The sequence below is a fragment of the Mesorhizobium sp. 1B3 genome (assembly GCF_050958605.1).
Lineage (GTDB): Bacteria > Pseudomonadota > Alphaproteobacteria > Rhizobiales > Rhizobiaceae.
On sequence record NZ_JBJHDO010000003.1, the window covers coordinates 186,582 to 210,149 of the forward strand.

Annotated in this window: 18 protein-coding genes; 7 read left to right on the forward strand and 11 right to left on the reverse strand. The window is 59.5% G+C overall.

Going from position 1 to position 23,568, the window contains the following annotated elements; translation table 11 throughout:
- Positions 1–66: 66 nt before the first annotated feature.
- The 3 genes from ACCO56_RS09920 to ACCO56_RS09930 form a co-directional block, all read right to left on the reverse strand.
- A complete protein-coding gene (locus ACCO56_RS09920) occupies positions 67–1,158 on the reverse strand; it encodes a 2-keto-3-deoxygluconate permease (protein ID WP_433640163.1) in 1,092 nt (363 codons plus the stop codon).
- A 73-nt stretch (positions 1,159–1,231) separates the two neighbouring features.
- The gene (locus ACCO56_RS09925; RefSeq protein ID WP_433640165.1) at positions 1,232–1,864 is read right to left on the reverse strand and encodes a cupin domain-containing protein; all 633 of its coding nucleotides are present in this window, start codon (positions 1,862–1,864) and stop codon (positions 1,232–1,234) included.
- A 107-nt stretch (positions 1,865–1,971) separates the two neighbouring features.
- Complete coding sequence (locus tag ACCO56_RS09930) at positions 1,972–3,318, reverse strand: NAD(P)H-dependent oxidoreductase (RefSeq protein ID WP_433640166.1); 1,347 nt, start codon at positions 3,316–3,318, stop codon at positions 1,972–1,974.
- 122 nt (positions 3,319–3,440) lie between these two features.
- On the opposite strand from ACCO56_RS09930, the gene ACCO56_RS09935 reads away from it, so the two are divergent.
- Together ACCO56_RS09935 and ACCO56_RS09940 are read left to right on the forward strand one after the other, a co-directional pair.
- Positions 3,441–4,376, forward strand: a complete 936-nt coding sequence (locus tag ACCO56_RS09935) for a LysR family transcriptional regulator (protein ID WP_433640168.1) — start codon at positions 3,441–3,443, stop codon at positions 4,374–4,376.
- Between the two features lie 111 nt (positions 4,377–4,487).
- The gene (locus ACCO56_RS09940; RefSeq protein WP_433640171.1) at positions 4,488–6,467 is read left to right on the forward strand and encodes a BCCT family transporter; all 1,980 of its coding nucleotides are present in this window, start codon (positions 4,488–4,490) and stop codon (positions 6,465–6,467) included.
- A 58-nt stretch (positions 6,468–6,525) separates the two neighbouring features.
- Here ACCO56_RS09940 and ACCO56_RS09945 read toward each other — a convergent pair whose 3' ends face one another.
- From ACCO56_RS09945 to ACCO56_RS09965, 5 genes are all read right to left on the reverse strand, one after another.
- On the reverse strand, positions 6,526–7,209 hold the full coding sequence (locus ACCO56_RS09945) for an SGNH/GDSL hydrolase family protein (protein WP_433640174.1): 684 nt from the start codon (positions 7,207–7,209) through the stop codon (positions 6,526–6,528).
- 37 nt (positions 7,210–7,246) lie between these two features.
- A complete protein-coding gene (locus ACCO56_RS09950) occupies positions 7,247–8,200 on the reverse strand; it encodes an ABC transporter permease (protein ID WP_433640176.1) in 954 nt (317 codons plus the stop codon).
- Position 8,201: 1 nt separating this feature from the next.
- A complete protein-coding gene (locus ACCO56_RS09955; RefSeq protein ID WP_433640178.1) occupies positions 8,202–9,164 on the reverse strand; it encodes an ABC transporter permease in 963 nt (320 codons plus the stop codon).
- Positions 9,165–9,191: 27 nt separating this feature from the next.
- On the reverse strand, positions 9,192–10,685 hold the full coding sequence (locus ACCO56_RS09960; RefSeq protein ID WP_433640180.1) for a sugar ABC transporter ATP-binding protein: 1,494 nt from the start codon (positions 10,683–10,685) through the stop codon (positions 9,192–9,194).
- 92 nt (positions 10,686–10,777) lie between these two features.
- On the reverse strand, positions 10,778–11,803 hold the full coding sequence (locus tag ACCO56_RS09965) for an ABC transporter substrate-binding protein (protein WP_433640861.1): 1,026 nt from the start codon (positions 11,801–11,803) through the stop codon (positions 10,778–10,780).
- Positions 11,804–12,248: 445 nt separating this feature from the next.
- Between ACCO56_RS09965 and ACCO56_RS09970 the strand changes: the two genes are divergently transcribed.
- Positions 12,249–12,899, forward strand: coding sequence for an SGNH/GDSL hydrolase family protein (locus ACCO56_RS09970; protein ID WP_433640182.1), 651 nt, complete (start codon positions 12,249–12,251; stop codon positions 12,897–12,899).
- A gap of 84 nt (positions 12,900–12,983) precedes the next feature.
- On the forward strand, positions 12,984–14,078 hold the full coding sequence (locus ACCO56_RS09975; RefSeq protein WP_433640863.1) for an ROK family transcriptional regulator: 1,095 nt from the start codon (positions 12,984–12,986) through the stop codon (positions 14,076–14,078).
- Positions 14,079–14,168: 90 nt separating this feature from the next.
- On the opposite strand, the gene ACCO56_RS09980 is transcribed toward ACCO56_RS09975, so the two are convergent.
- From ACCO56_RS09980 to ACCO56_RS09990, 3 genes are read right to left on the reverse strand one after another with little or no spacing between them, the layout of a single operon-like run.
- Positions 14,169–15,248, reverse strand: coding sequence for a response regulator (locus tag ACCO56_RS09980; RefSeq protein ID WP_433640184.1), 1,080 nt, complete (start codon positions 15,246–15,248; stop codon positions 14,169–14,171).
- Positions 15,245–17,026, reverse strand: a complete 1,782-nt coding sequence (locus ACCO56_RS09985) for an ATP-binding protein (protein ID WP_433640186.1) — start codon at positions 17,024–17,026, stop codon at positions 15,245–15,247. Before ACCO56_RS09985 ends, ACCO56_RS09980 begins: the two co-directional genes overlap by 4 nt.
- On the reverse strand, positions 17,023–17,559 hold the full coding sequence (locus ACCO56_RS09990) for a molybdopterin-dependent oxidoreductase (protein WP_433640188.1): 537 nt from the start codon (positions 17,557–17,559) through the stop codon (positions 17,023–17,025). Before ACCO56_RS09990 ends, ACCO56_RS09985 begins: the two co-directional genes overlap by 4 nt.
- A 201-nt stretch (positions 17,560–17,760) precedes the next feature.
- Here ACCO56_RS09990 and ACCO56_RS09995 point away from each other — a divergent pair, with 201 nt between their 5' ends.
- The 3 genes from ACCO56_RS09995 (at position 17,761) to ACCO56_RS10005 (ending at position 23,423) form a co-directional block, all read left to right on the forward strand.
- On the forward strand, positions 17,761–18,102 hold the full coding sequence (locus ACCO56_RS09995) for a hypothetical protein (protein WP_433640190.1): 342 nt from the start codon (positions 17,761–17,763) through the stop codon (positions 18,100–18,102).
- A gap of 113 nt (positions 18,103–18,215) precedes the next feature.
- Positions 18,216–18,647, forward strand: a complete 432-nt coding sequence (locus ACCO56_RS10000; RefSeq protein ID WP_433640192.1) for a hypothetical protein — start codon at positions 18,216–18,218, stop codon at positions 18,645–18,647.
- A 375-nt stretch (positions 18,648–19,022) separates the two neighbouring features.
- A complete protein-coding gene (locus ACCO56_RS10005) occupies positions 19,023–23,423 on the forward strand; it encodes an autotransporter domain-containing protein (protein ID WP_433640194.1) in 4,401 nt (1,466 codons plus the stop codon).
- Positions 23,424–23,568: the final 145 nt, after the last annotated feature.

A 23,568-nucleotide genomic window follows, 5' to 3' on the forward strand; every position in this document is an offset into this window, starting at 1 on the left:
TGCTCCTCGGATGTTCGGGGACAGTCGGATCGTGGGGAGGAGAATGGCTCGTCTCCACACCGGATCTCAAAGACTTGCTCGGGCCGGCTGACGCTGGCCGGCGGCTGGCTCGTATTCGACGCTGCCGGTATTGATCCAATGCTCTTCCGCATTCGGCGAGATGCCGCGAGCATTCTGCCAACGCGACACGGCCATCACGAGGAAGGGCACCAGCAGGGCGGTGGTGATCGTGGCTGCGGCGACCTGCGAAGTCGAAATCGCCTCGATTGCCTTGTAGCTCGGGTCGAGCAGAGCCACAGCGGCCGGTGTGGCGACCGCGTTTCCAGCAACCGTCGATTCAGCGGCGCCGGAGATCAGGTTGCGGGTGGCGTGCGGGCGGCGAGTGGCCACGAACATAAGCTGCAGGAACAGCATGGCAGCCACCCCGGAGCAGATCACCGTGCCGATGCCCAACAGGACGCCTTGCATGCCGGCCTGCAGCAGCATCGAGAAGTCTATGCCACGGCCGACCACGAAGCCCAGGAACGGGATAAGCAGCATCTCGCCCGGCTCGAGGAACTTGCGCGCGTTGGGCGAGGTGTTGCCGACGACGAAGCCGAGAACCAGCGGCAGCAGACAGCCGATCAGCATTTCCATCGGGAAAGCCGCAAGGCCCGCGGTGCCGAGGATAAGCAAGGTGATGAACGGGCCGTCGTTCAGCGAGATCACCGAAACCGCGCCACGGTCGGAAGCGTTACCGAACTGCTTGGTCAGGGCCACGTAGAGCGCCGAGTTCGAGTTGGTCATTCCGGCGATGATGGCAAGCGGGGTCAGGCCCCACAGCGTGCCGCCCGGCATGTAGAAGGCCACGAGCAGGCCGATGGTGCCGCCGATGAAGGCCTTGCCGAGCAGGATGGCGGTGCCTTTCTGCAGCGTCGCGGAGGTCTGGCGAAAATCGATCTGCGCGCCCATGCAGAAGAAAAACAGGCCGAGCAACGCGCCCGTGCCGTCACGGAAAAGTGCCGTGGTGAAGCTGCCGACGTTCAGCAACTCGGGCCAAAAGGTGTTGAGTGTCGCGCCAAGAAACAGCGGTACGATCATCATGGCGCCGGGGATCTTGCCAAGGATATGGCCGATGGAGCCGACCAGGCCCCGACCTTCCGTGTATGTTGAACCCATGCATTCCTCCCAGTGAAAGTGTGTTCAAATGCCGTTCACGGGCCGCTGGCTTAAAGCCGCAGCCCGTGAATTGTCACGCCAGATCAAGATCTTGGCGCAGGTCGCTGTTCCAGACGAACTGGGCCCGGGCGACGATTTCCTCCTTGTTCAAGATGGGGAAACGAATGTCCTGAAGATCGCCCTGATAAGCGACATACTCGTCGGCGCTACCCAGCAGCTCGGTTTGCTCGGTGGCAAAGAAGCTGGTTTTGTCCGAATAGTTGTAGACCATCGTGAAATGGCCGTCCGAGACCGTGCCATCGGGCAGTTTCACTCCCGGCGGACAAGCATTCCAGGTGTGCGGAACACCCGGTGGGATGTCGACGAGGCTGCCCGGCGCCACAACGAAATATTCGCCACAGAGCTCGGTCACGCCCACGCCGTTCAGCACCAGGATGCGCTCGGGCAGCATCTCCAGCTTTCCCGTCGTCTCGTCGCGGATCATGTGGATATGGCGTGGCAGGCGGCAGTCGGGATGAAATTCGATGAAGCCGAACTGGCCCTCGAAGGATAGCTTCGCGCCGTCGTCATTCCCTGTATAAAGTTCATGCATGGTGACGGGAAAGCCCTCGAGCGGAACCTTCACATTGGCGCCACTGCCGTGCGTCACCCGTGTGCCATTGTCGAGTTTGACCCCCAAAGACTGGGGCGCACCGTCAAGTGCCATGTTGGTCCTCTTTCGCTTGGATTTTGGGCCGCAGCATTTCGCCGGGCGGCGCGCCGCTGCGGCCGGGCACAAGGCCTGTCTTGTGGTGAAAGCTTTCGAGCGGCCGATCAGGCGGTCACAAGGAACTGCTTTTCCATATCCTTGCGTAGCTTGATGGTGACGTCATCAGCGTCATAGTCGACATCCGACCAGCAGACGACCTGGCCATCCTCGATATCGCGCTTGAGCTTCATGCCGTGGGCCAGACCGATCGGCACCGCATCGAACTTCGAAGAGGTCGCGGCCGGAATCACCTTGCCATAGACGGTATAGCCACCCTCGCCATCGAGCATCTCTCCCGCGCTCAGCTTGCGTTTGGCGACGGCGACGACATCGGCGCTCCAGCCCTTGGTACGACCGGTGGGCTCCTGCCGAGTGGCGATCGATGCGACCGAAATGCCGAGTTCCAGGCCAATCAAGTGGTAGGGTTTATAGGTGGCAGCGAAGCGGCCGGTCGAATCGGTCAGCAGGCCGTATTGCTTGAAGCAGTCGCGGACATATTGGGTCTCGCCCTCGATCACGACATAGACACCCCAACGCAGGTCGCGGAAGACCGGGCGACCGTCGCGCTCGATCGAGGAGACCACCTCGACGGTACCGCGGCGCTTGAGGATGCCGCCATATTCCTCGGGGCGCAGGACGCTTTGCAGATCATCCGCGCCGCAGGCCGGGAAGAGGAGACCGTCATCGGGTGGCAAGAGATCGCAGCCATTGGCGACAGCAGCCATCTCTAGTGCCGATTTGGTGCCGTCGAGAAAGGAATTGAACATCTTCGGATTGAAGTCGCCGCTCGCCACTTGCTCCGGCGAGAAGCCGTAATGACCCCAGACGGTTTCGGGGGTCGATTTGTGATAGATCGGCAGGTATTTGGTGCCCTTTCCGGCACAGACCACGTCAAACCCGGTGCAACGCGCCCAATCGCAGAGTTCGGCGATGAGCGAAGGCTGGTCGCCCGCGGCCATCGAATAGATGATGCCGGCTTCTTCGGCTTTTTTTGCCAGCAGCGGACCGGCAAGCACGTCGGCCTCGACGTTCACCATAATGATATGCTTGCCGTGCTCGCAGGCCAGCAGAACATGGCGAACACCTGCCGCCGGATGGCCGGTGGCGTCGATGGCGATGTCGACGAAGGGACTGGCGATCATGCCGGCAGAGCTGTCGGTGACGAAGGTCGCCCCTGTCTTGCTGGCCTCTTCGAAGGATTTGGCCGAGAAGCGCTCGTCCGGCCAGCCGACGCGGCGCAGCGATTCACGAGCGTTGGACGGGTTCAGGTCCGCGACGCCGACCAGATGCACTCCGGGAGTGCGAGGGACCTGCGACAGATACATCGAGCCGAACTTTCCAGCGCCGATGATGCCGACGCGGATGGGTCTGCCTGAGGCTTCCAGCGTGCGAAGTTTGTCGAACATGGACATCGGAACACTCCCGCTGATTTGTGTTTCCTTGGCTTGGCCAACCCCTCCACAGGACCACCAAACGGTAGAGCAGTGCTACAAACCAGCTTACCCTGTTGTAAATTCGCATATACACAAAGCGCATGTGTGAAAATTCCCATACGTCCGAGCTTGATTGGGACGATCTGAAAGCCTTTCTTGCGGTCGCCCGGATGGGGCGGCTGACGGTTGCGGCGCGCCGTCTCGGCTTGGATCATTCGACGCTCAGCCGGCGCATCGCCGCGCTTGAGGCCAGCTTGCGGGTGCCTTTGTTCGAGCGCTCGCCTGCCGGCTACAAGATCACCGAAGCAGGCCAGAGGCTTGCTGCCGAGGTACAGCAGATGGAAAGCGCGGTAGTCCGCATCCAGACCGATGTAGCGGCCGAGGTGAACAGTCTTGCCGGACCGATCCGCTTGACGATGCCCGAGGGCTTCTCCTCGAATTTTTTCGTGCGCAGGCTGGATGTGCTCTTGCGCGAGCATCCCGACATTCGGATCGAGCTGATTGCGGATCCTTCGATCGTGAGCTTGACCAAGCGAGAGGCCGATATTGCCATTATGATGGAGCGGCCGACGCTGGGTCCCTTGGTTTCGCGCAAGCTGTGCGACTATGAGTACGGTCTCTATTGCAGCCGCAACTATTTGCAATCGCATGAGGAGATCGGTTCAGTCGCCGATATCGATCGCCATTTCGTGATCGGCTATATCCCCGACCTTCTGCCGACCCCGGCCCATGATTATCTGCGCGACTATCTGCCCAACCGCGATGCGGATTTGCAAGTCTCCAACATCCTGACGCAGGTCGATGCCACTTGTCATGACGTGGGGGTGGCGCTGCTGCCTTGCTTCATAGCGGCTCACCACCCCGAGCTGGTACGGCTCTTGGTCGAGGAAGTCAGATTTTCGCGATCCTACTGGATCGTAACTCATGAAAACCCGCGCTATCGCCTACGGACAGCGAAGGTGAAGGAGTTTATCGTGAGGCAGGCCGAGGCCTATCGTGGCCGGTTTCGACCTTCAGAGTGGGCGAAGAGATCGTAGCGTCTAAAACCTCCATTGGAGGGATCAGATGCCCGGACTGAACACTTGGTTGGAAATTTTCCTTCGTGATCTATTTCCAAACAAGTCGCTATCAGTCTGGGAATCCGGCTGTTGAACAAGCTGACCAGCATTTCGCCCGTCACCTTCTTCGGCTCGGCCATCATCGCAGTCGGCCTGATCCTCTACGCCAGCATTGCGCCACAATCGGCAAACGCACTCTTCGAGCATGCCAACAGCTGGGTGCTGGCGGAGGCGGGCTGGTTCTACATGCTCGCCGTCGGAATCTTCGTTCTATTTCTGCTGGCGTTAACCGTGAGTCCTCTCGGCAGGATCAAACTTGGGCCTGACGACTCGGTTCCGGACTACGGCTATGGGACCTGGGTCGCCATGCTGTTCAGCGCAGGCATGGGCATCGGGATCGTGTTCTATGGGGTTGCCGAACCGATAACGCATTTCTCCACCCCGCCGGATGCCGAACCCAGAACCGCCCAGGCCGCGCGGGACGCCATGGAAATCACCTTTTTTCACTGGGGCGTTCACGCCTGGGCGATATACGGAGTGCTCGGCTTAGCCCTAGCCTATTTTGGATTTCGCAAGGATCAGCCGCTGCTCGTTCGATCCGCCTTCCTTCCGATTCTAGGGAATCGGATTCATGGCCCTGTCGGGGATGTGATCGATATCTTCGCCGTGGTCGGCACGCTTGCCGGACTGGCGACATCCCTCGGACTCGGCGTGGCGCAGCTCAATGCGAGCATGAACTACCTCTTCGGCCTGCCCCAGGACCTGACGACACAGCTCGTTCTGATCGGCATCGTGACGGTCCTCGCGACGATCACGGTGGCGACCGGCCTCGACAACGGTATCCGCCGCCTCAGCGAGATGATCCTGATCGTCTCGTTCGTGCTGATGGGTCTCATTCTGGCCCTCGGGCCAACCAGGTTCCTGCTGCAGGCTTTCGTCGAGAATATCGGCCTCTACATTAACGCGTTCGTCGCGCGCACCTTTCATATCTACGCTTACGAGCCGACCGAATGGGTCGGCACCTGGACCCTCTTCTATTGGGCGTGGTGGATGTCCTGGTCGCCCTTCGTCGGCATGTTCATCGCCCGGATTTCTCGCGGGCGAACGGTCCGGCAATTTCTCCTCGGGGTCCTGTTTGCACCGGCTGGGTTCAGCTTCATCTGGTTCACGGTCTTTGGTGACATCGCCATTTGGCTCGACCTCAACGAGGCGAACGGCGCGATCTCGAACACGGTTGCTGAGAACATGCCGATCGCACTCTTCACGGTGTTCGACTATCTGCCGTGGTCCGTCCTGCTGTCGTGGATAGCCGGATTGCTGGTCGCCGTATATTTCGTCACCGCCTCGGACGCAGGCGCTCTGGTCATCGCCATGATCACCTCGCGCGGAGAAGAAGAACCCGCTTTGTGGCTTCGGGTTTTTTGGGCACTCACCTGTGGCGGAGTGGCCGCATGTCTTTTGCTGGCGGGCGGTCTCGAGGCCGTCCAGATGGCTGCCGTGATCGCGGCGTTGCCGCTTTCCGTGATCATTCTCGTCATGTGCTACGGCGTGTGGCGGGCGCTCAGCGAGGACGCGGCCGAGACGGCGCGAAGGCCATTGCCACCCGTCCCGCTCGTTCACACGGATGGTAGCATTTCCTGGCGTCGACGCCTGAGCGCCATCGTCAGCCACCCCTCGAAGCGCCAGGTGATGGCCTACATAGAAACCACCGTGACCAAGGCGCTTGCCTCGGTGGAGGCGGAGTTCGCTAAACGCGACTTGGCGGCCCGCATCGAAAAGCTCGAAGACGGGATGCAACTATCCGTCGGGCATGGAGAAAACACAGCCGATTTCATATACCGCGTCCGAGCCATCGGGCATCCGATCCCGGCCTTCGCGCTTACCGATGCGGCGCGCCGCGAAGGTGAGCGGAGGCAATACTATCGAGCCGAAGTATCCTTGGCATGGGATGGCTTCGGCTACGACATCTTCGGATACGAAGCGGAGCAGGTGATCGCCGATGTCGTCAACCACTACGACCGCTTCAGGCATCATATGGCATCCGAAGCATCACCGCGCTTGCCGGCTTAGCCGGATCGCCAGCAAGCGCGGCGGAGGTGGAAAGCACGAAGGCGCTCCCCTCTGCTCGTCAGGCTACCTTTTTCACCGGTTCTCGCGCGAAAATCTCCTTGACCTTGTCTGCGATCGCCTTGCCTAGATCGCGGTTGTTCTCGGCCGTGAAGTGAATACCGTCGCAACCATCCGTGGTGATGAAGTCGCCGGCATTGAGGAAATCCACTTTCATGAAGTCGGCCATCGCCCGGTATTGCTCGGCAAGCGCGGCGGATTTCTCGTGCCCGCCCCCGAACATCCCTTGGAAGAAGGGATGCGGCATCGGCGTCAGTGGCGGAGGCGCAACGACAAGGGCCTTGGGCGCCGGATAGGGTGTCCCGATACCGCCTCCCCCGGTGAGAATCTGTCCCACCAGCTTCGCCATTCCATTAGCGATCTCGTAGGGCGTGCGGTGAAAGAAAGATTTGGTGTCATTCGTACCGAGCATCACGATCACCAGGTCGAGCGGGAGATGGCTCGCGATCGCCGAAGGCAGGTAGGCGCTGCCGTTGAGGCGAGGATCGTTGGGATCGTCGAGGCTGGTCGTGCGTGCGCTCAGCCCCTCCTCGATAACATCGAAGCCGTCACCCAGGTGTGAAGCCATGACGCCGGTCCAGCGCTCCTGATATGCGTAGCGGTAGGTGGGAGAACCTTCCATGACGGGTATCCAACCCCAGGTCAGCGAGTCGCCAAAGCACAAGATCGATCTGGTCTGGGTCATGGTCTCTCCTTTTAAACAGGTAGCGTTGGATGGAATTTCACGACTTGGTGGAGCGCAGTCCGTAGAAGATCGCGGCAAGCAGGATGATGAGGCCTTGGGCGACGAGCTTGCCCGGTTCGTCGATCCCGAAGGTAGTCATCACGACGAAGAGCAGTGCGAAGGACAGGACGCCGAAGACCGGCCCCCAAACGCCGCCCTCCCCGCGCCCGAAAACGACGCCGCCCAGGATGGTGGCGGCGACGGCCAGGATCGGCAGGTCGAGGCCTACCCGTACGCTGCCGACTGCGATCGAAGCCGTCTGAACCAGCGCTGCGATCGCGGCTATCAGGCCCGCGAGGACATGGGCGAAAATGACGGTTCGCTCGACCGGAACACCTGAAAAATGTGCCGCCTGTGCATTCTCGCCGACCGAGGCGACGTAGCGGCCGAACACGCTCTTCGACAGGAATAGTGACATTGCGAGCGAAAGGACGACCCAGAAGATCACCGGCGTCGGGACCGGGCCAAGCTTGGTATTGTAAAGATCCGCGAACATCGAAGGCACGTCGCCGGGAGGCTTGCCGCTCGACAGGAACTGCACGATTCCGACAAGAACGATGCTGACCGCCAGCGTGACGATCACAGCCGAAGCCCGTCTCTTGCCGATCATAAGTCCGTTGAACAAACCGACCGCGAGACCGGTGGCGAGAGCGAGCAAGACGAAGAACGTCATCGACGCGCTGGGAAAAAGCCCGGACGAGATGTAATAGTTGATAAGCAGGATCACGCCGCCGCCCGACAGGTCGATGCTCTTTACTCGCATCACAAGCAATTGGCCCAGAACGAGAATGCCGAGCGGCACCATCTGACGGATGAATATCCCCATCACGTTGAGGTTCAGCATGTGAGGCCGCGCGATCCAGAGGATGAGCAGCAGCACCACGAAAACGTAATAGGATGGTGGGATGCGCAAAAGCCTGCGCACGAGGAGACCGTCAAACGCCGCCGTCATCTTACAGGCCCATCTTCTTGCGTGATTGCAGAGCCACGACGAGCAGCAGGATCGCACCCTTCACCGTGGTTTGGATGAAGGGTGAGACGTTCGCCAGGTTCATACCGTTGGCGAGCAGCGCCATGACAAGCGCGCCGAGAACCGTGCCTTGCAGACTGCCAATGCCGCCGGAAAGCTGCGTGCCGCCGATGGCAACCGCGGTAATGGCATCCAATTCGAAAAGCAGACCGACATTCGGATCGCCTGAAACGATGCGGCCAGCCAGAAAAACGCCCGCCAGCGCCGCAAAGCAGGAGCAGATCACATAGGCAAGGAGGATGTTGCGCTTGTCGGAGATGCCGAAATTATGCGCTGCGTCCTCTGCGCCAGACGATACGCCACCGCCGATGGCGAAGAGATGCAGGCCAAACCGCGACCCGTATAACAGCTTCCATGCGAGGCCGATCGCGACGGCCCCCCAATAGATCGGCATAGGGATGCCCAGGAACGAACCCGATACCGAGGCGACCACGAGTTCCGGCACCGTTCCGCCGGACACGGGCCGGAGCGTGCGTGTCACCCCCAGCACGATATACTGCATGGAAAGCGTCGCGATGATCGGGTGGACATTGAGCCGAGTGATAATGAACCCGTTGGTGAAACCGATCAGGGCCGCCAGCAGGAAAACAGCCGGAACCACCAGATAGGCTGGCGCATCCAGCGCCAGAACGGCTGTAGTGAAGCTGATCACCGATCCGACTGAAAGATCCAGTCCGCCGAGCAGGATCACGAACATTTGGCCAATGGCGGTGACGACCAGCGGCATTGCCTGCGCAACCAGGTTGACCAGATTGGCCGCATTCAGGAACTGCGCTGTCTCGATGCTGAGCCAAACTGCGATCACCCCCGCAATCAACAGGGGAAGAACCCAGAGCCCTTGTCGCGATCCCCTTGGATTAAGGAAACGTGTCGCAATCTGTCTCATCTTGTGCTCGGTTCCCCTGCTCGCCGGTCAGGCACTCAGTGCGGCATCCAGGATATTGTGTTCGCTGGCTTGGCTGGCCGGCATCTCTCGGACGATCGTGTCGTTGTGGACGACGTAGATGCGATCGCTCAGGCCGATGAGCTCGATCGTCTCCCGCGACAGGACGAGGACGGCACCGCCCCGTTGGGTGAAGGCACGAAGCAGCCGGTAAATTTCGGATTTCGCCCCGACATCCACGCCGCGCGTCGGCTCTTCGATCAGGAGGATATCCATGTCCGCCGCAAGATATCGTCCGAGCAAGACCTTCTGCTGGTTGCCGCCCGAGAGTGTGCTGACGGGTGCGGAGGGCCCTACCGTCTTTACACTCATGCTCGTCATGGTCATTTCGACGAGCGTCCGGTAGCTGCGTGCAATGGCCAGCGCCGGCCGTGAGGAATGAAGTGCCGCGGCGATGTTGTGGCCGATCGAAAGCCCCAGGAAAAGCCCATCCTCCTTTCGATCTTCAGGGACGAAGGCGACGCCCATCCGTTGCAACTGGCGGATGCCACCGGATGCCGACAGTGGAAGCGGCAGGTCTTCTCCCTTGACTTTCGCCTTGCCGCCCACGGGCTCGAACTGGCCGACGAGCGCCCTCAGGAATTTCTGCTGGCCCTGGCCCTCGAGGCCGGCAAGGCCAACGATCTCGCCACGCCGCAAAGACAGCGCGAAAGGCCGCGAACTGTCGCTGATCTGGAAGCCGTCGACCTCCAACACGATCGGGCCTGGCTCGCCGCCTCGCTCGGGAAAAAGGTCCTTCAACTCCCTCCCCACCATCATTGCGATCAACGAGGCGGGCGTCATCTCGGACAGCGAGCGCGTTGCGACCAGCTCTCCATCCTTGAGAACCGTGACCGTGTCACAGATCTCGAAGATCTCATCCATTCGATGCGAAATGTAGACGATCACCTTCCCTTCGGCGCGCAGACGGCGGATATGTTTGTTCAGCGTGTCCACGTCGGCCGCGTTGAGGGCCGCCGTCGGCTCATCGAGAATAAAGATATTGGCTTCGGCTTTGATGCCGTGCGCGATTTCGACGAATTGTCGCTCGGCAATGCTGAGTTCGGAAACGAGCGTCGTCGGATCAAGGTCGAGCCCAAGCTCGCCAAGCGCCTGGCGCGCCTCCTTGTTCATTCGTGCATGGTCGACCGACCCGAACGCCGTGGTCGGCTCGCGTCCCAGAAACATGTTCTCGGCGATTGTCATGTTGGGGAGCAGCGAAAGCTCCTGGAATATGGTTGAGATGCCGAACCCCAGCGCGTCCCTGGGATTGGCGAAGTTCAATCTCTTCCCCTCGGATAGGATTTCGCCGTCGTCCGGTTGGTGAACCCCGGCCAGGATCTTCATCAACGTCGATTTGCCGGCGCCATTCTCACCCATGAGGGCATGTACGGAGCCCGGTTTCAACGCCAAAGAGACGCCCTTCAGCACGGCATTCCCGCCGAAGGCCTTGGAAATCCCAGACATTTCAACGAGGTTTTCCACAACAGACAGATCCTTGATTGGCGATCGGCACCCTGCGCCGGAGCAGGCGCGGGCGACAGGCACGCTGTCGCCCGCGCTCATTGCCGGAGATGTCAATTTTTGCCGTAGAGCGCCTTCAGCTTTTCCTCGGACAGCTCCGATGGCCACCAGACATTGGCGGAAAGGTCGTCGCGGTAATATTGCTTCGCCTTCTCGATGCCCCACCCCTCGGGGTTGTAGTCGTAATGTTTCTTCAGTTCCTTGCCTTCGAGCAGCGCCACCGCAGCCCTTATGCCGGCTGCTCCCTGCGAGGGGCTGTATTCGGCCGCGATCGACTTGAAGCCGTCCTTGATCCATTGGCCGAAATAACCATTGTTGCCTTCGCCCGAAATCGGGGGGATCTCGGCGCCGAACTGCTTGAACACGTCGACGCAGGCACGGGTCATATCGGCGCCCGAAGACCAGATACCATCGACCTCAGGGTTGTTTAGGTAGAGTGTTTCGCAAAGCTTCTTCGACTTGTCGTACTGCCAGTCGCCGTGCTCCTCGGCGATGATCTTGACGTCCGTGCCCTCGAGCGACTGACGCAGGCCGTTGTATCGGTTTGTGTCTTCGGGGTGGCCGGCCAATCCACGCAGGACCCAGATGTTGCCCTTCCCGCCGAGCTCCTTCACCAGGAAGTCGCCCATGACCTTGCCGAAATGCTCCGCGCCGCCCTGGATTTCCGTCGTGAAGGCGTCGGATTCGATCCGGCCGGTATGCACAACGACCGGGATACCGGCAGCGACTGCCTTGGCAATGCTGGCGTTGGCGGATGTCGACGTGACCGGCTGAACGATGATCGCATCCACCTTTTGCGCGATCAGGTCCTCGATGTCGCCGACCTGCTTCTTCTGATCGAAGCCGGCATCGAGAAGAATGAACTTGCTGATGCGACTATCCTTTGCGGCCGCTGCTTCGGATTCATGCGCGACTTGCACGGTCCAGGTATTGGCGTTCACGCCGAAATGGCTCATCCCGATTACCCAGGGGGCGTCCTTTTTGAACTTGTCGGGCTCGACCGACGGATTGTCGCCGCCGCGGGCCGTAACTCCGTCCAGCAGATGCACCTCATCGGCATGCGATGCCGCACTGAGCATCGTTGTCGCCAACGCCGCGGCCAAAAGTGTTTTCGTCAATATTCCCATCAGAGCCATCCTCCTTCTCGAGCTCTCTCGATCCCGTAGGGGATCGTCACAGCACACGACTGGTCCTCCCGTGCTCGGCATAGTTCGAGCGCGGCGATTTGCCGGATCTCCCGACAACGCAAATCAGCATTCTGTTCGGGTGTTCAATCCTGCCCGCAACGGCCCGTCCTCCCCACCTCGCGATGGTATCGCAAAGGGCCTCTCAGATTGTCAGGACTTCCTCCCATCCCAGATCAAACACCAACTCCGCCTGTTGTCAATAGTTAGTCAGATTGAATGATTATCCCGGGAGCTGTCTTGCCTTTGGCTGTGTCGAATGGCAGGCTAGCGACAAGGAATATGAGGATAATCTCGTAACCCCTTGCACAGGATGGGTTATTTTTCCAGGAACGAGAACATGCGGTCGGTACTTTGCTTCGGCGACTCCAACACCCATGGCCAGATTCCCGGCGGCACACCGCTTGACCGCTACGGCGTAACGGAGCGTTGGCCCGGCGTGATGGCCCAAGCGCTGGGCAGCCGCTGGCATGTGATCGAGGAAGGTTTGAGCGGCCGCACGACCGTGCGAGACGATCCGATCGAGGGGGCGCACAAAAACGGTCGTACCTACCTGAAACCTTGCCTGCAGAGCCACATGATGCTCGACCTCGTCATTATCATGCTGGGGACCAACGACTTGAAGGTCAGGTTCAATCAGCCTCCTTCCGAAGTGGCGATGGGCATCGGTTGCCTCGTGCATGACATCAAGGAACTCATGCCGGGGCCGCGTGGCACCGTTCCGGAAATCATGATCGTCGCCCCTCCGCCGATGCTCGACGACATCAAAGAATGGGAATCGATCTTCGCTGGCGCGCCGGCGAAATCGCGCCGGCTCGCGCTGGAATTCGAGATCATCGCCGATTCGCTGGAGGTCCACTTCTTCGACGCAGGTTCGGTGGTCAGTTGCGATCCGCTCGACGGATTTCATATCAACAAGGAGGCACATGCGATTTTGGGTGCTGCTCTCGCACGCGAAGTCGAAGCAATCGGGTGGCCGGATGAGAAGTGACTGCTTGGGTCTGGCCGATCATGACTTGCCCTGCGGCCGGTATGCCTTCCTCCAACCTTCGCCGGGAAACATGTGATGCCTGATATGCGGTTTGCGCCGCCCAACCCGCTGCGGATCGCCGATCGCGCGAGCGGTTTGAATGCGATCAGCGTGCGCAGCTACAACGAGCGCCTGGTTTTGTCCCTGCTCCTGCAGAGCAAGGGCATCACGCGGCTTGAGATAGGAGAGCGCACAGGGCTGTCGGCACAGACAGTGTCGGTAATCGTGCGTTCGCTCGAACAGGAGGGGCTGATCGCCAAGGGCGAAGCGCAGCGCGGCCGTGTCGGCCCGCCAACCGTGCCGATCTCGCTCAATCCCGAAGGAGCGTATTCGGTGGGCATCAGCATCGGCCACCGGCGGATCGAAGTGGTTCTTGTCGACTTCGTCGGCTCGGTCCGGTTCCACACCGTATTGCCAATGCCGGCGCCGAGCCACGACAGCAACCATCCTCAGTTCATGAAGGCGATCGAGACAGCCATCAGAATTCTACCGGACGACCTCCATGGGCGAATTGCAGGCATTGGCCTGGCCCTGCCGGAGGACAAGGCCGAACTGGAGTTGGCACCGAAAGGCGTGCAAGAACGATTCGAAGCCCTTCAGGAAGAAATAGAGAAGGAAATCGGATATCCGGTCTATGTTCAGAACGACATAACGGCGGCGGCTGGCGGCGAGAGCATGTTCGGTGTGGCCAAAAGCCTGTCCGACTATCTCTTTTTCTATCTCGGTGCGCGTCTCCACTCCCGGCTGGTCCTCAACCACCAAATATACAACGCAAACGCGGCGGTCAGCTTCGACGTCGGCATTCTGCGTTTGGAAAGAGAAGTTCGAAAAACAGGAACACTGACCACTCAGTTGTGGGAGCGTGGCTCCAATTGGCCGTCCCATGGGCCAGCCGAGACAGCCTGGCGCCGGGACCTTGTCGACCAGTTGAAGAAATCCGTAGAGGCGCTTGCCCAGTTCGTACCGATTCCGACCGTGGTCTTGTCCTCCTATGCACCGCAGAGCGTGTGCCAGGAAATCTGCCGGGAGCTGGAAGGCAGCCTGACAGCGGTCCAAGCCATAGCAGGCAATATCGAACGTTCACCCAAGGCGGTGGGCGCGGCCAGCCTGCCGTTCAGTTCGCGTTTCATGGTTCGATGACCGCGGACGACGGCGCCTGCCTGGCGACAGCGCAGGTCCGCAATGACGTGGATAGTTTCCCTCCTCTATCCTGCGAGCATGGGATCGATCTCAATTCTGCAGCGAAAGCGGGATCGTTGCTCGGATCAACAATGCGACGAGGTCGGCTTGCCGATGGGTGTGCGTCTTCTGGAACAGGTTCTGAAGATGGAAGGTAATGGTTGTCTGCTTGACGCCGAACTCTTCGCCAATCTCTTCCAGCCTTTTTCCCGCAACCAGGGCAGCGGCAAGCCTTGCCTCAGCGGATGTGCAGCCGAAGAGCGATGCTAAAATCTCAGGGGAAACCTCGGTCTGCTTGTCCGGGTCCACAACGAGAGCAACAGCGTGGCGGGAGTTGCTGCCGGGCAGGCTGAGTGCTGAAAGCTGTAGCAGGAGAGGATGGCCACCGTCCCTCTCCAGCGCCAGGGTTTGGGTGGTTCCTATACCGCGCAGAACGTCGCCTAGCGCGGTCCTGATGGACTGGGATGAATTGGCTGAGCGCCCGACCAGTCCCGAGGATGTCAGCGCGAGCCCGTCCCCTTTTTCCGCCAATCTTCGGCCGGCTTCATTGGTCATGCGAACCTCGCCCGTCTGCTCGATCAGGAAAATGCCCATCGAGAGACGGTCCAAGGCAGCCGCCAGAGCAGCCAATGTCACTTCACCGTCCCGGACGGCCTGTTCGATCATGCGCTGCTGTTCGATCTGGAGCTCAGCTATCAATGACTGGCGGACGCGATCCACTAGGCGAAGTCGCGACTTAATTGTCGCCAAGAGGTCATCGAAATCGACGGGCTTGATCAGGTAGTCGTCAGCACCGGCGTTCTTCCCATTCAACACCTCGGCCCGATCCGCCAGCGCAGTAAGAAAAATGAACGGCACCTCGGCAAGATCGGGTCTCTCGGCTCTGACCTTTGCCATCAGCTCATAGCCGCCAAGCTCGGGCATGGTGATATCGCACAGTATCAGATCCGGCCGCAGCGTTTCCAGCTTGCCGATGGCTTCACGGCCGTTGCCTGCCTCGACGACATGATAGCCTGCCGAGACGAGTTCCTCCGCAATATCCGTGCGAAGATCAGGTTCGTCCTCGACACAGAGCACTGTCTTCCTCGCGCCGCCGCGTTCGGCTTCTGGCGTGCTGAATTGAGCCATCATGCTGCCACCATCACCTCTCTGGGAATGCTGAGAACAAAGGATGAGCCGCCCCCATCGCGCGAGAAGGCTTCTACATTGCCGCCATGCATCCGAGCGATGGTGCGTGCGACGTGCAGTCCAATTCCAGTCCCCTCGACGCCGACAGCTGTCCTGGCGCGAAAAAAGCGTTCGAAAAGTTTTGGGCGCTCATCGTCGGGAATGCCTACACCACGGTCACAGATGCTGATGCGCACCCAGTGGCGATCGATTTCGGCCGTGACCTCTATGGCGCTCGGGGGCGCCGAGTACTTGACCGCATTGGATAGAAGATTGGCGACAACCTGGTCGATCAGAAGCGGATCACACGAAACCCAATCGGACAGTTGATCCAGGTCCACGCGGAATTCTCGATCCGGAACTGTTTCCTTCTGTCGCTCGCATGCTTCCATGACGAGCTTGCCCAAATCGCAACGTCGCATATCGACGTCGATCTGTCCGGCGTCTACTTTCGCGGCGTTCAGGGTACTGGAAACCAGACGGGTCAGTCGCAATACCGCAGACCGGATTTTCCCGGCACGCTCACGAATCTCATCCTCGTTCATCGCCTTGCCGCGGCGGATCATTCTTTGCGCGCTGGCATCGACAATGGAAAGCGGGGTTCGGAACTGGTGCGACACCATGGATACGAAACCCTTATAGAGCTCTCGAAGAGCAGTCTCTCGCGCGAGAGACTCCTCAAGATCTTTTGTCCGTTCGGCGACGATGGACTCGAGCTCGTCTCGATGCTTGACCAGTTCGAGTTGAGCCAGATGTGCTTCCGTGACGTCGCGAATAAACAATATCGCTCCGACGACCTTCTCGCCTGACAGGATGGGGTAGGTAAATTTCTCCACATAGCGGTTGCCTGCCGGAAGGGCATGGGCGGGCATATGCAGGCTTTCCCCTCCCAGGGTTTGCCGCATCATGTTTGTGATCAGGTGATCGTCAGATAGCCGGTAGGCGTCCTGAAGCAATCGGCCCACGACCTCCGATCCGCTTGCCACAGGAAACATCTTGCCCAGTGCCGAATTCCAGTGAGTGCAACGGAATTCTGCGTCGATGGCCAAGACGCCGTCCCCGCTCGATTCCAGTAGAAGCCGTGAAAAATCGCGGTCACGCCTTAGCGCATCCTCCGCATGGGCTGCCGAGCGCAGGCTCACCACCAGACGGACAACGATGAAAATCCCGAAACCGAATATAAGAAGGACGGCAATGATTGCTTCAAGAAGGACCGCTCCGTACTCGTCGCGCTGAGAAGCAAGACTGTGGCGCTCCGCTATCATGATGTCGTTGGCCGCAGACCTGAATTTGGATGCGTCGCTCAGCAAGTCGTCGAGAGTTGCCGGCAGAATGGACGCGCGCGCGGCAATCACTCGCTCCAGCTCGTTTTCGAAAGCCGTTAGGTGAGATGAAGCAGCCTCTCCCAGCTCGCTCCCGGCCAATTTCGCCAGCCCTTCGCCAAGGGACCCCTCCGACAGGACGGCAACACGACTGAACAATAGATCGAGCTGTAATCGCAGCCGCTCGGCATCCTCGGGCGTTCTGCCGCTGCGGTTCCAAGCTTCGGATTCCAGCGCCAATCGATGCGCTTCATAATGAACCTGGGAAACTGCCCACAGAAGGTTCTCTCCAAAGGCACTTGATAAATCCTTTTCTGCCTCCACCAATTTGTGCAGGGCGAAAGCCAAAAGCACTGCGCATGCGGCCACGGCCGCCAAAGTAAAACCGGATATCGCTCGCCTTTTTGCCGCGATGCTCATCGAACCTCGATTTTGTGGAGTTGCCACACCCACCGAGAATCATACCGTTCATCTTGAAGACTTGGAATACTGTCTCGCGGGTAGACGATCCAAAGCGGACCTTTGTCACGCCGCAGCAATGGCTTTCCGTCAATTCGCATGGCAATCAGCACTCCGAATTCATCCGCATCCGAGAGTGGAATCTCAATCTGATAATTATTCAACGCACTGGCGTGCAGGGTTTGCCCGCTGGCGCCGACCTCCCGCAGCAGGTCGCTCAGCCGAATGCCTTCGAAGTGTTTGATCCCGTCCGTCCACGGTGTGCTTGTCACGATTCGGTGCCAAGGAAGTGCTGTCAGCATTTCCTCATCGAAAAGAGCCGCCTCATCATGGTTCGCTCTGCCAACATTGCCGGTGATGGTAAGCAGCACTGGGCCGGCCGGATGGTCGAGTTCTCTTGCCATCACGTTCTGAGAACTGAGTACCGCAGACACCGCTGCCGCCATCAGAAGCTGAGACCATTCGGATACTCGGCGGATGCCAATCGGCTTCATTGACGGAATGCCTCTCGCGTTAGGAACGATTGTGAATTCCGCCGATGTAAATGCCGTTTTTTTCCGACACCCCCTGTGAACAGAGGGGGCGGGAGGCGATTTCATCCTCTATTGCCGCCCCGCATCTCAATTTCGCGACACAGCTTGCCGCGCTCCAGGAGCATGTGAGCCAGCCTGCCGCGTAGCTATCAGGAAGACTTCATGAAAATTGCGATTGTAGGAGCGGTTTGTCTTGCCATTGCCGGCTGCAGCCAAACCACGTCGGGGCCGGCAACGACTGCGGCGGAAAGCGGGAAATCCGTCTCAGCCAGAGCCAAGACACATAAAACAGCGGCCAGAAACAGGGACGCCTGCGATGAAGCGATCCAGGCACAGGCGAACGCCGCCATGCTTGGCAGTGCGCTCGGCATGGTTGGCGGTTTCGGTGGGTTCGGTGGTCGCGGCGGTATGGTCGCCAGCCAGGTCGCTTCGACGGCCGGGAATATGGTCGCCACCAGTCAGTCGGCCAAGGCGCACGCGGGAGTTATGCGGGAATGCTCCTGAACAGAAAATCCGAACCGAAGAATGGGGACACCCCTCGCCCTTGCAGCGGCCGCATCTCATTGACCGCTGCGACGCTTTCAGCGCTGATCTATTATTTCTCGGTCGGAACTGCGGTGGCGCTGGATGCACGCGACGTGCAGGCGGTCGTAACCGTGCTGGAGAAGCTCGCGTCGGAAACGGGCGATACGATCTACTACGACGAGGAGGCTGCCGAAGAGTGGTTTGAGATCGACGATGAATCGTCGCAGCTCATACCTGCGGCGGGATTCACTCGCGCCTCCTGGAAGGAAGCCTTCGACCAGACCATGACCGGCTTCATAGCGACCATCCCGAACGCCGAGTTCGAGCAGATGATGGAAGACTTCATCAACAAAATCGCAGAGATGGCGCGCATGACGCCAGAGCAAAAGCAGTCGGCAGTGGATGGGCTGCACGCCGAAAGAGGAAAATTCGACGCGATCCGTAATCGAGGTGCCGAGTATAAGGCCGTCGTCATTCCCTACGCCGAACGTTTGAGGAAGATCGCGATCCAAGGAGAGGGATAAGCCCTCCTCCCCAACGATAATAAGGCTCGGACAACGAGCTGTAGGGGGCCAGCTCAGGCGGCGGTAGCTCGATGCTATCGCCGTTCTTTTTTGACTTTGTTGCCCACACGCACCGGTAGAATTTTCTTATCCCTCCCCTCCGTTCATACGGGGCGATCCGGATGCGGCGCTGATAGGCCGTTCAAAATTTGAACGGAGACTTTCCAAGCATGTCCAAACCTAAGATCCGCCCTGGTAGGGGAATTCCACTTCGGGAAGTTACCAGGAGCAGGCGTTCTTCCTGCCTCGACAAGTTTTCGCTCCGCGAGTCGTCCGCAGCTCGCCCAAGCGCGCTCATCGGCGTCGCCTGATCATTTCAAAGCAGTGAGTAGCATCATGGTTGCCATAAACCGCAACGCAACACGATCCTTCTTGGCTTTGCGCAGGAGCAGACTGCTCTGCGCGACCGCGCTTGTGAGCGCATTTTTACCACTCGGTCCGGCAAGTGGGCAGGCCATTGTCTATGAGGAAAGCGGCACCTACTACGATGACATGGAGATTCCCGATAGAGTTTTTTATAGCCTCTCGGCGGATCGAGGGGTGATTGCGACCTATGCGGGCAATCTTACCTTTGGCACTTCGAGCATGCTGCAAGTCGGCTTAACACCTACCGATCGAAATGGGGTCATCATTTTCTCACCCCAAAGCATTTCTTATTCAGGTTCCGGCTCTGGGACATCAGGCGGCGGCATTCGCCTGAATTCGGGTTCAAACGTTCAATTTGGGAATGAAGTAGGTCGGGAATATTTCAGCCGCCAAGGGACCTTCGTAGAACTGGCCGGGGGGACTCTGGACCTCTCTGGAGTGGATCAGAACATTTACAACCTGCAAGGCCGATCCGGAGCGGTCACGAACAATGCTGAGGCGTCCATCGCGACGATTGGCGTCACCACGGGAGATGTGTTGGGCGTTCTGAGTGATGGTGCGGGAACGCTGGGGCTGCGGAAGCAAGGCAGCGGGGTACTTCGAACCGATGGGGTCAACGACTTTTCTGGTGGGACCGAGATTGCATACGGAACAATCTTGATGCGTCACGCCAGTTCACTTGGCACCGGTGCAATCGAATTCACCTCAAGCGGCCCGTCATCGTCCGCGATTGAATTTCAGCTCGCTGACGAACAGACAGCGGTCGCTAACGATCTCGTCATATCCGGCTCGGCAGGCGCGCTTCTCAACGTCGAGACGGATCGATCCGCGACGCTGAGCGGGGCCATCTCCGGCTCCGGCCCACTCATAAAGTATGGAAATGGCACAATCGTGCTGACTGGCGAGAACAATTATGCAGGCGGGACCAACATCCAGTATGGCACTCTGGTTCTCGACAGCCTTAACGGCGCGATTGCCGATGATTCCCTCCTGACTGTTGGATCGTTCGGCACTTTGCGGGTGGCACGGACCGAGGCGATCGATCGCCTCGAGGCGAACGGCAATATCATTATTAATGAGAATGCCTCCCTGATACTGGGTGGGTTCGATGGCGATTCGTCCATCAGCGGTGTTATTTCCGGCGATGCGAACGCCGTTCAGCTCCGCAAGGAGGGCAACGGTACGCTCGAATTGCTCCGCAACAACACCTACGGCGGCAAGACTGAAATTCGAGGCGGCCGCGTCGTAGCCGCTACTTCACAGGCGTTCGGCACCGGTACGGTCGAGTTTCTTCAACCATCTGAAGGACGGAACGTGCTCGAACTGGGAAACGCCGTCAATTTGTCGAATGCGATGCTGTTCAGCTCGCATTTGATCCTGGAGAACAACGACTTCAGCACGTTGAGCGGCCAGTTCGATGGGAACCAGGCATTGACCCTCACCAAAATGGGTCGTGGAACAATCAGCATTGCCGCCAACCACTCATATGCCGGGCCGCAAGCGATTGCGCGCGAGGGTACATTGTCGTTTGACGGTGAATACAACAATGCCGTCAAAGCAGAGTTCGGCGGTACCGTCACTGGTTCCGGTCTCATTGACAGCCATGTCGAGATTGCAGATGGCGGGCGGCTGCTTGGGCACTATGACCGCACGCTCACCATGCGGAGTCTCTCTCTCGGCGATGCTTCGGACATCCACATTCTGGTCGATGCACCGAGCGATCGCGCATTCTTCGATGTCCAGGGCGATCTGGTTCTGGATGGCCGTCTCACGATTGACGACGGTGAAGGAATTGCGTTCGGCGAAGGGATCTACCGCCTGTTCAACTATGGCGGCGTATTGACCGACAACGGCCTGGAAGTCGTAGGCCTACCCGACGACAGCGAATTCGATATCGACGACATCGAAATCCAGACCGCGATCGACAAGCAGGTAAATATTGTCGTGGGCGGCGATCCAGGCCCTGGACCGGATCCGCAACCCAATATCCAGTTCTGGGACGGCTCCAATACTACTGCGGACGGCTCGATCGCCGGGGGTGACGGTATTTGGAGACAAGGCTCGACCAACTGGACACGCACGAATGGCGACGCCAATGACAATTGGGGCGGCCGCTTCGCGGTTTTCCAGGGCGATGCTGGATTGGTAACTGTGAGCGGGACCGATGGCGAGATCTCCGTCACCGGAATGCAGTTCGCCGTCGACGGCTATCGCGTAGAGGGCGATGCGATAAATCTCGGCGACGAGCAGACGACCATCCGCGTAGGCGATGGATCCCGGGCGGGCGCTGATTATACTGCCACCGTCGCTTCCGCGTTGCGGGGCGATGGTGCTCTGGTCAAGGACGACCTCGGGACCCTGGTGCTGACAGGCCAGAACAGCTACCGCGGCGACACCATCGTACGATCCGGCACACTCGTCGGCAACGCGGTCAGCATCAGGAACAACATCGCGAATAACGGCCACGTCGTTTTCGACCAGGATGCCGATGCCGTCTTCGAAGGCGCCATCTCCGGGCGGGGGACGATGGCAAAGACCGGCGGAGGAACGCTCAACCTTGCCAGCCGCAGCGCGCTCGACTGGGCTATCGACGACGGGGGCCTCGTTTCAAGGACGGACCTGTTCGGAGGGAATGTGGCGATTGGCGCCGATGGCTTCATGCGGTTCGAGCAGAACGGCAGCGGTGCCTATCGTGGCGTCGTTTCGGGATCCGGCCTCTTCCAAGTAGCCGTCGGCGACGACAATCTCCTTCGCCTGACGGAAGACAGCTCGGCCTTCGAAGGTGAGACGACGGTGACGAGCGGAGGGTTAGTTGTCGAAGGCAAGCTGGGCGGCTCCCTTTCGATCGGAGCCGGCACGTTGCTTGGAGGAACCGGGATTGTCGGAACCACCTATGTCGCCTCGGGTGCAACGATCTCCCCGGGCAATTCGATCGGCACCCTGACGGTGAATGGCGATTTCACTCAAGCTGCCGGCTCAACCTATCTTTTGGAAGTGAACCCCGAAGGCCAGAGCGACCTCATCGACATTTCTGGGACAGCGACGCTCGAAGGTGGAACGGTTCAGGTTGGAAATCTCGGTGGCAACTATGGAAGCAGTGTACGCTACACGATCCTGTCGGCGGCCGGTGGATTGGAGGGCACGTACGCGGCGCTGGACTACAGTAGTCCGTTCCTCACGCTCGGCCTCGATTACGATGCGGGCAATGTCTATCTCGATGTCAGCCGGAACACCGTCGCCTTCTGCGACGTCGCGCGAACTCGCAATCAGTGTGCCACGGCAAAAAGCGCGGAGCGCCTGGGCGCAGGCCACGCCGTCTATGATGCCGTCGCCGGTGTGGGAGACCAAGAGAGCGCAGTTCGAGCCTTCGACCAGCTCTCAGGTGAACTGCATGCATCCGTCAAGACAGCTCTTCTCTCGGATAGCCACTTCGTTCGCGACGCGGTCAACAACCGCATTCGCAGCGCCTTCGCCGGCTCGAGCAAACCTGTCCCACCCGTGATGGCCTTCGATGACGGCAGTCTCCAACTTGCCCCCGGCACAACTGACGCCTTCGCACTTTGGACGCAAGGATTTGGGGCATGGGGACATTGGGATGGTGATGGCAATGCCGCCCGTTTTTCCCGCGACACCGGCGGCCTGCTGGTTGGCGGCGATGTCAATCTTGCCGACTGGCGGCTTGGCATCATCGCCGGATATAGCCACTCGAGCTTCTCGGTGGCAGACCGCTCCTCGTCAGGTGACAGCGACAACTATCACGTCGGGCTTTACGGCGGTACCGAATGGGGAAATGTCGGCTTTCGCTCAGGGTTGGCCTATTCCTGGCACGATATCGATACGTCCCGTTCGGTTTCCTTTGCCGGTTTCTCTGAAAAACTTCACGGCTCCTACAACTCGGGAACGTTCCAGGCTTTCGGCGAACTCGGCTATCGTTTCGATCTCGCGACGACATCGAGCCTCGAGCCTTACGCTAATCTGGCGCATGTCAGCCTCAGAACAGGTGGCTTCGTCGAAACCGGCGGTTCTGCGGCACTGGTCAGCAACAGCCAAACGGCCGATGCCACATTCACGACTGTTGGCGTGCGCGCTTCGCATCACTTCAGAATGGGTGCGGTCGATGCGTTCGCCAGGGGCATGCTGGGATGGCGTCATGCGTTCGGCGACCTCACGCCGACAGCCGTTCATGCCTTCGCAGGCGGGGATGCCTTCAACGTCGCTGGCGTACTGATCGGCAGGGATGCCGCGCTTATCGAGACAGGCATTGATTTCGCGATCGCTCGCGATGCCAAGCTCGGCGTCTCCTACACCGGCCAGTTCGCTTCAGACGCCCAGGATCAGACCGTGAAGGCCAACTTCAACGTCCAGTTCTAGGCGCCTGGGCCGCTCCGACCCTCAGCGGAGCGGCCCATCCGCTCGGGCCGTAGGTGGTCGATCGAGTAAAAAGCCAAATTCATTTCAAAAAGAGTGCGATGAAGCTTGTTCCACGCCGAGTTCTGATTGCCACCGGGATGGTGGC

Excerpts from the sequence above, each read along its gene's own strand:
- ACCO56_RS09970 (WP_433640182.1), top strand. The coding sequence starts at position 12,249 with ATGCGGTCGGTACTTTGCTTCGGCGACTCCAACACCCATGGCCAGATT.
- ACCO56_RS09955 (WP_433640178.1), bottom strand. The coding sequence starts at position 9,164 with ATGAGACAGATTGCGACACGTTTCCTTAATCCAAGGGGATCGCGACAA.
- ACCO56_RS09995 (WP_433640190.1), top strand. The coding sequence starts at position 17,761 with ATGAAAATTGCGATTGTAGGAGCGGTTTGTCTTGCCATTGCCGGCTGC.
- ACCO56_RS09950 (WP_433640176.1), bottom strand. The coding sequence starts at position 8,200 with ATGACGGCGGCGTTTGACGGTCTCCTCGTGCGCAGGCTTTTGCGCATC.
- ACCO56_RS09930 (WP_433640166.1), bottom strand. The coding sequence starts at position 3,318 with ATGTCCATGTTCGACAAACTTCGCACGCTGGAAGCCTCAGGCAGACCC.
- ACCO56_RS09920 (WP_433640163.1), bottom strand. The coding sequence starts at position 1,158 with ATGGGTTCAACATACACGGAAGGTCGGGGCCTGGTCGGCTCCATCGGC.
- ACCO56_RS09980 (WP_433640184.1), bottom strand. The coding sequence starts at position 15,248 with ATGATGGCTCAATTCAGCACGCCAGAAGCCGAACGCGGCGGCGCGAGG.
- ACCO56_RS09935 (WP_433640168.1), top strand. The coding sequence starts at position 3,441 with ATGTGTGAAAATTCCCATACGTCCGAGCTTGATTGGGACGATCTGAAA.
- ACCO56_RS09925 (WP_433640165.1), bottom strand. The coding sequence starts at position 1,864 with ATGGCACTTGACGGTGCGCCCCAGTCTTTGGGGGTCAAACTCGACAAT.
- ACCO56_RS09975 (WP_433640863.1), top strand. The coding sequence starts at position 12,984 with ATGCGGTTTGCGCCGCCCAACCCGCTGCGGATCGCCGATCGCGCGAGC.
- ACCO56_RS09965 (WP_433640861.1), bottom strand. The coding sequence starts at position 11,803 with ATGCTCAGTGCGGCATCGCATGCCGATGAGGTGCATCTGCTGGACGGA.
- ACCO56_RS09985 (WP_433640186.1), bottom strand. The coding sequence starts at position 17,026 with ATGAGCATCGCGGCAAAAAGGCGAGCGATATCCGGTTTTACTTTGGCG.
- ACCO56_RS09990 (WP_433640188.1), bottom strand. The coding sequence starts at position 17,559 with ATGAAGCCGATTGGCATCCGCCGAGTATCCGAATGGTCTCAGCTTCTG.
- ACCO56_RS09945 (WP_433640174.1), bottom strand. The coding sequence starts at position 7,209 with ATGACCCAGACCAGATCGATCTTGTGCTTTGGCGACTCGCTGACCTGG.
- ACCO56_RS10005 (WP_433640194.1), top strand. The coding sequence starts at position 19,023 with ATGGTTGCCATAAACCGCAACGCAACACGATCCTTCTTGGCTTTGCGC.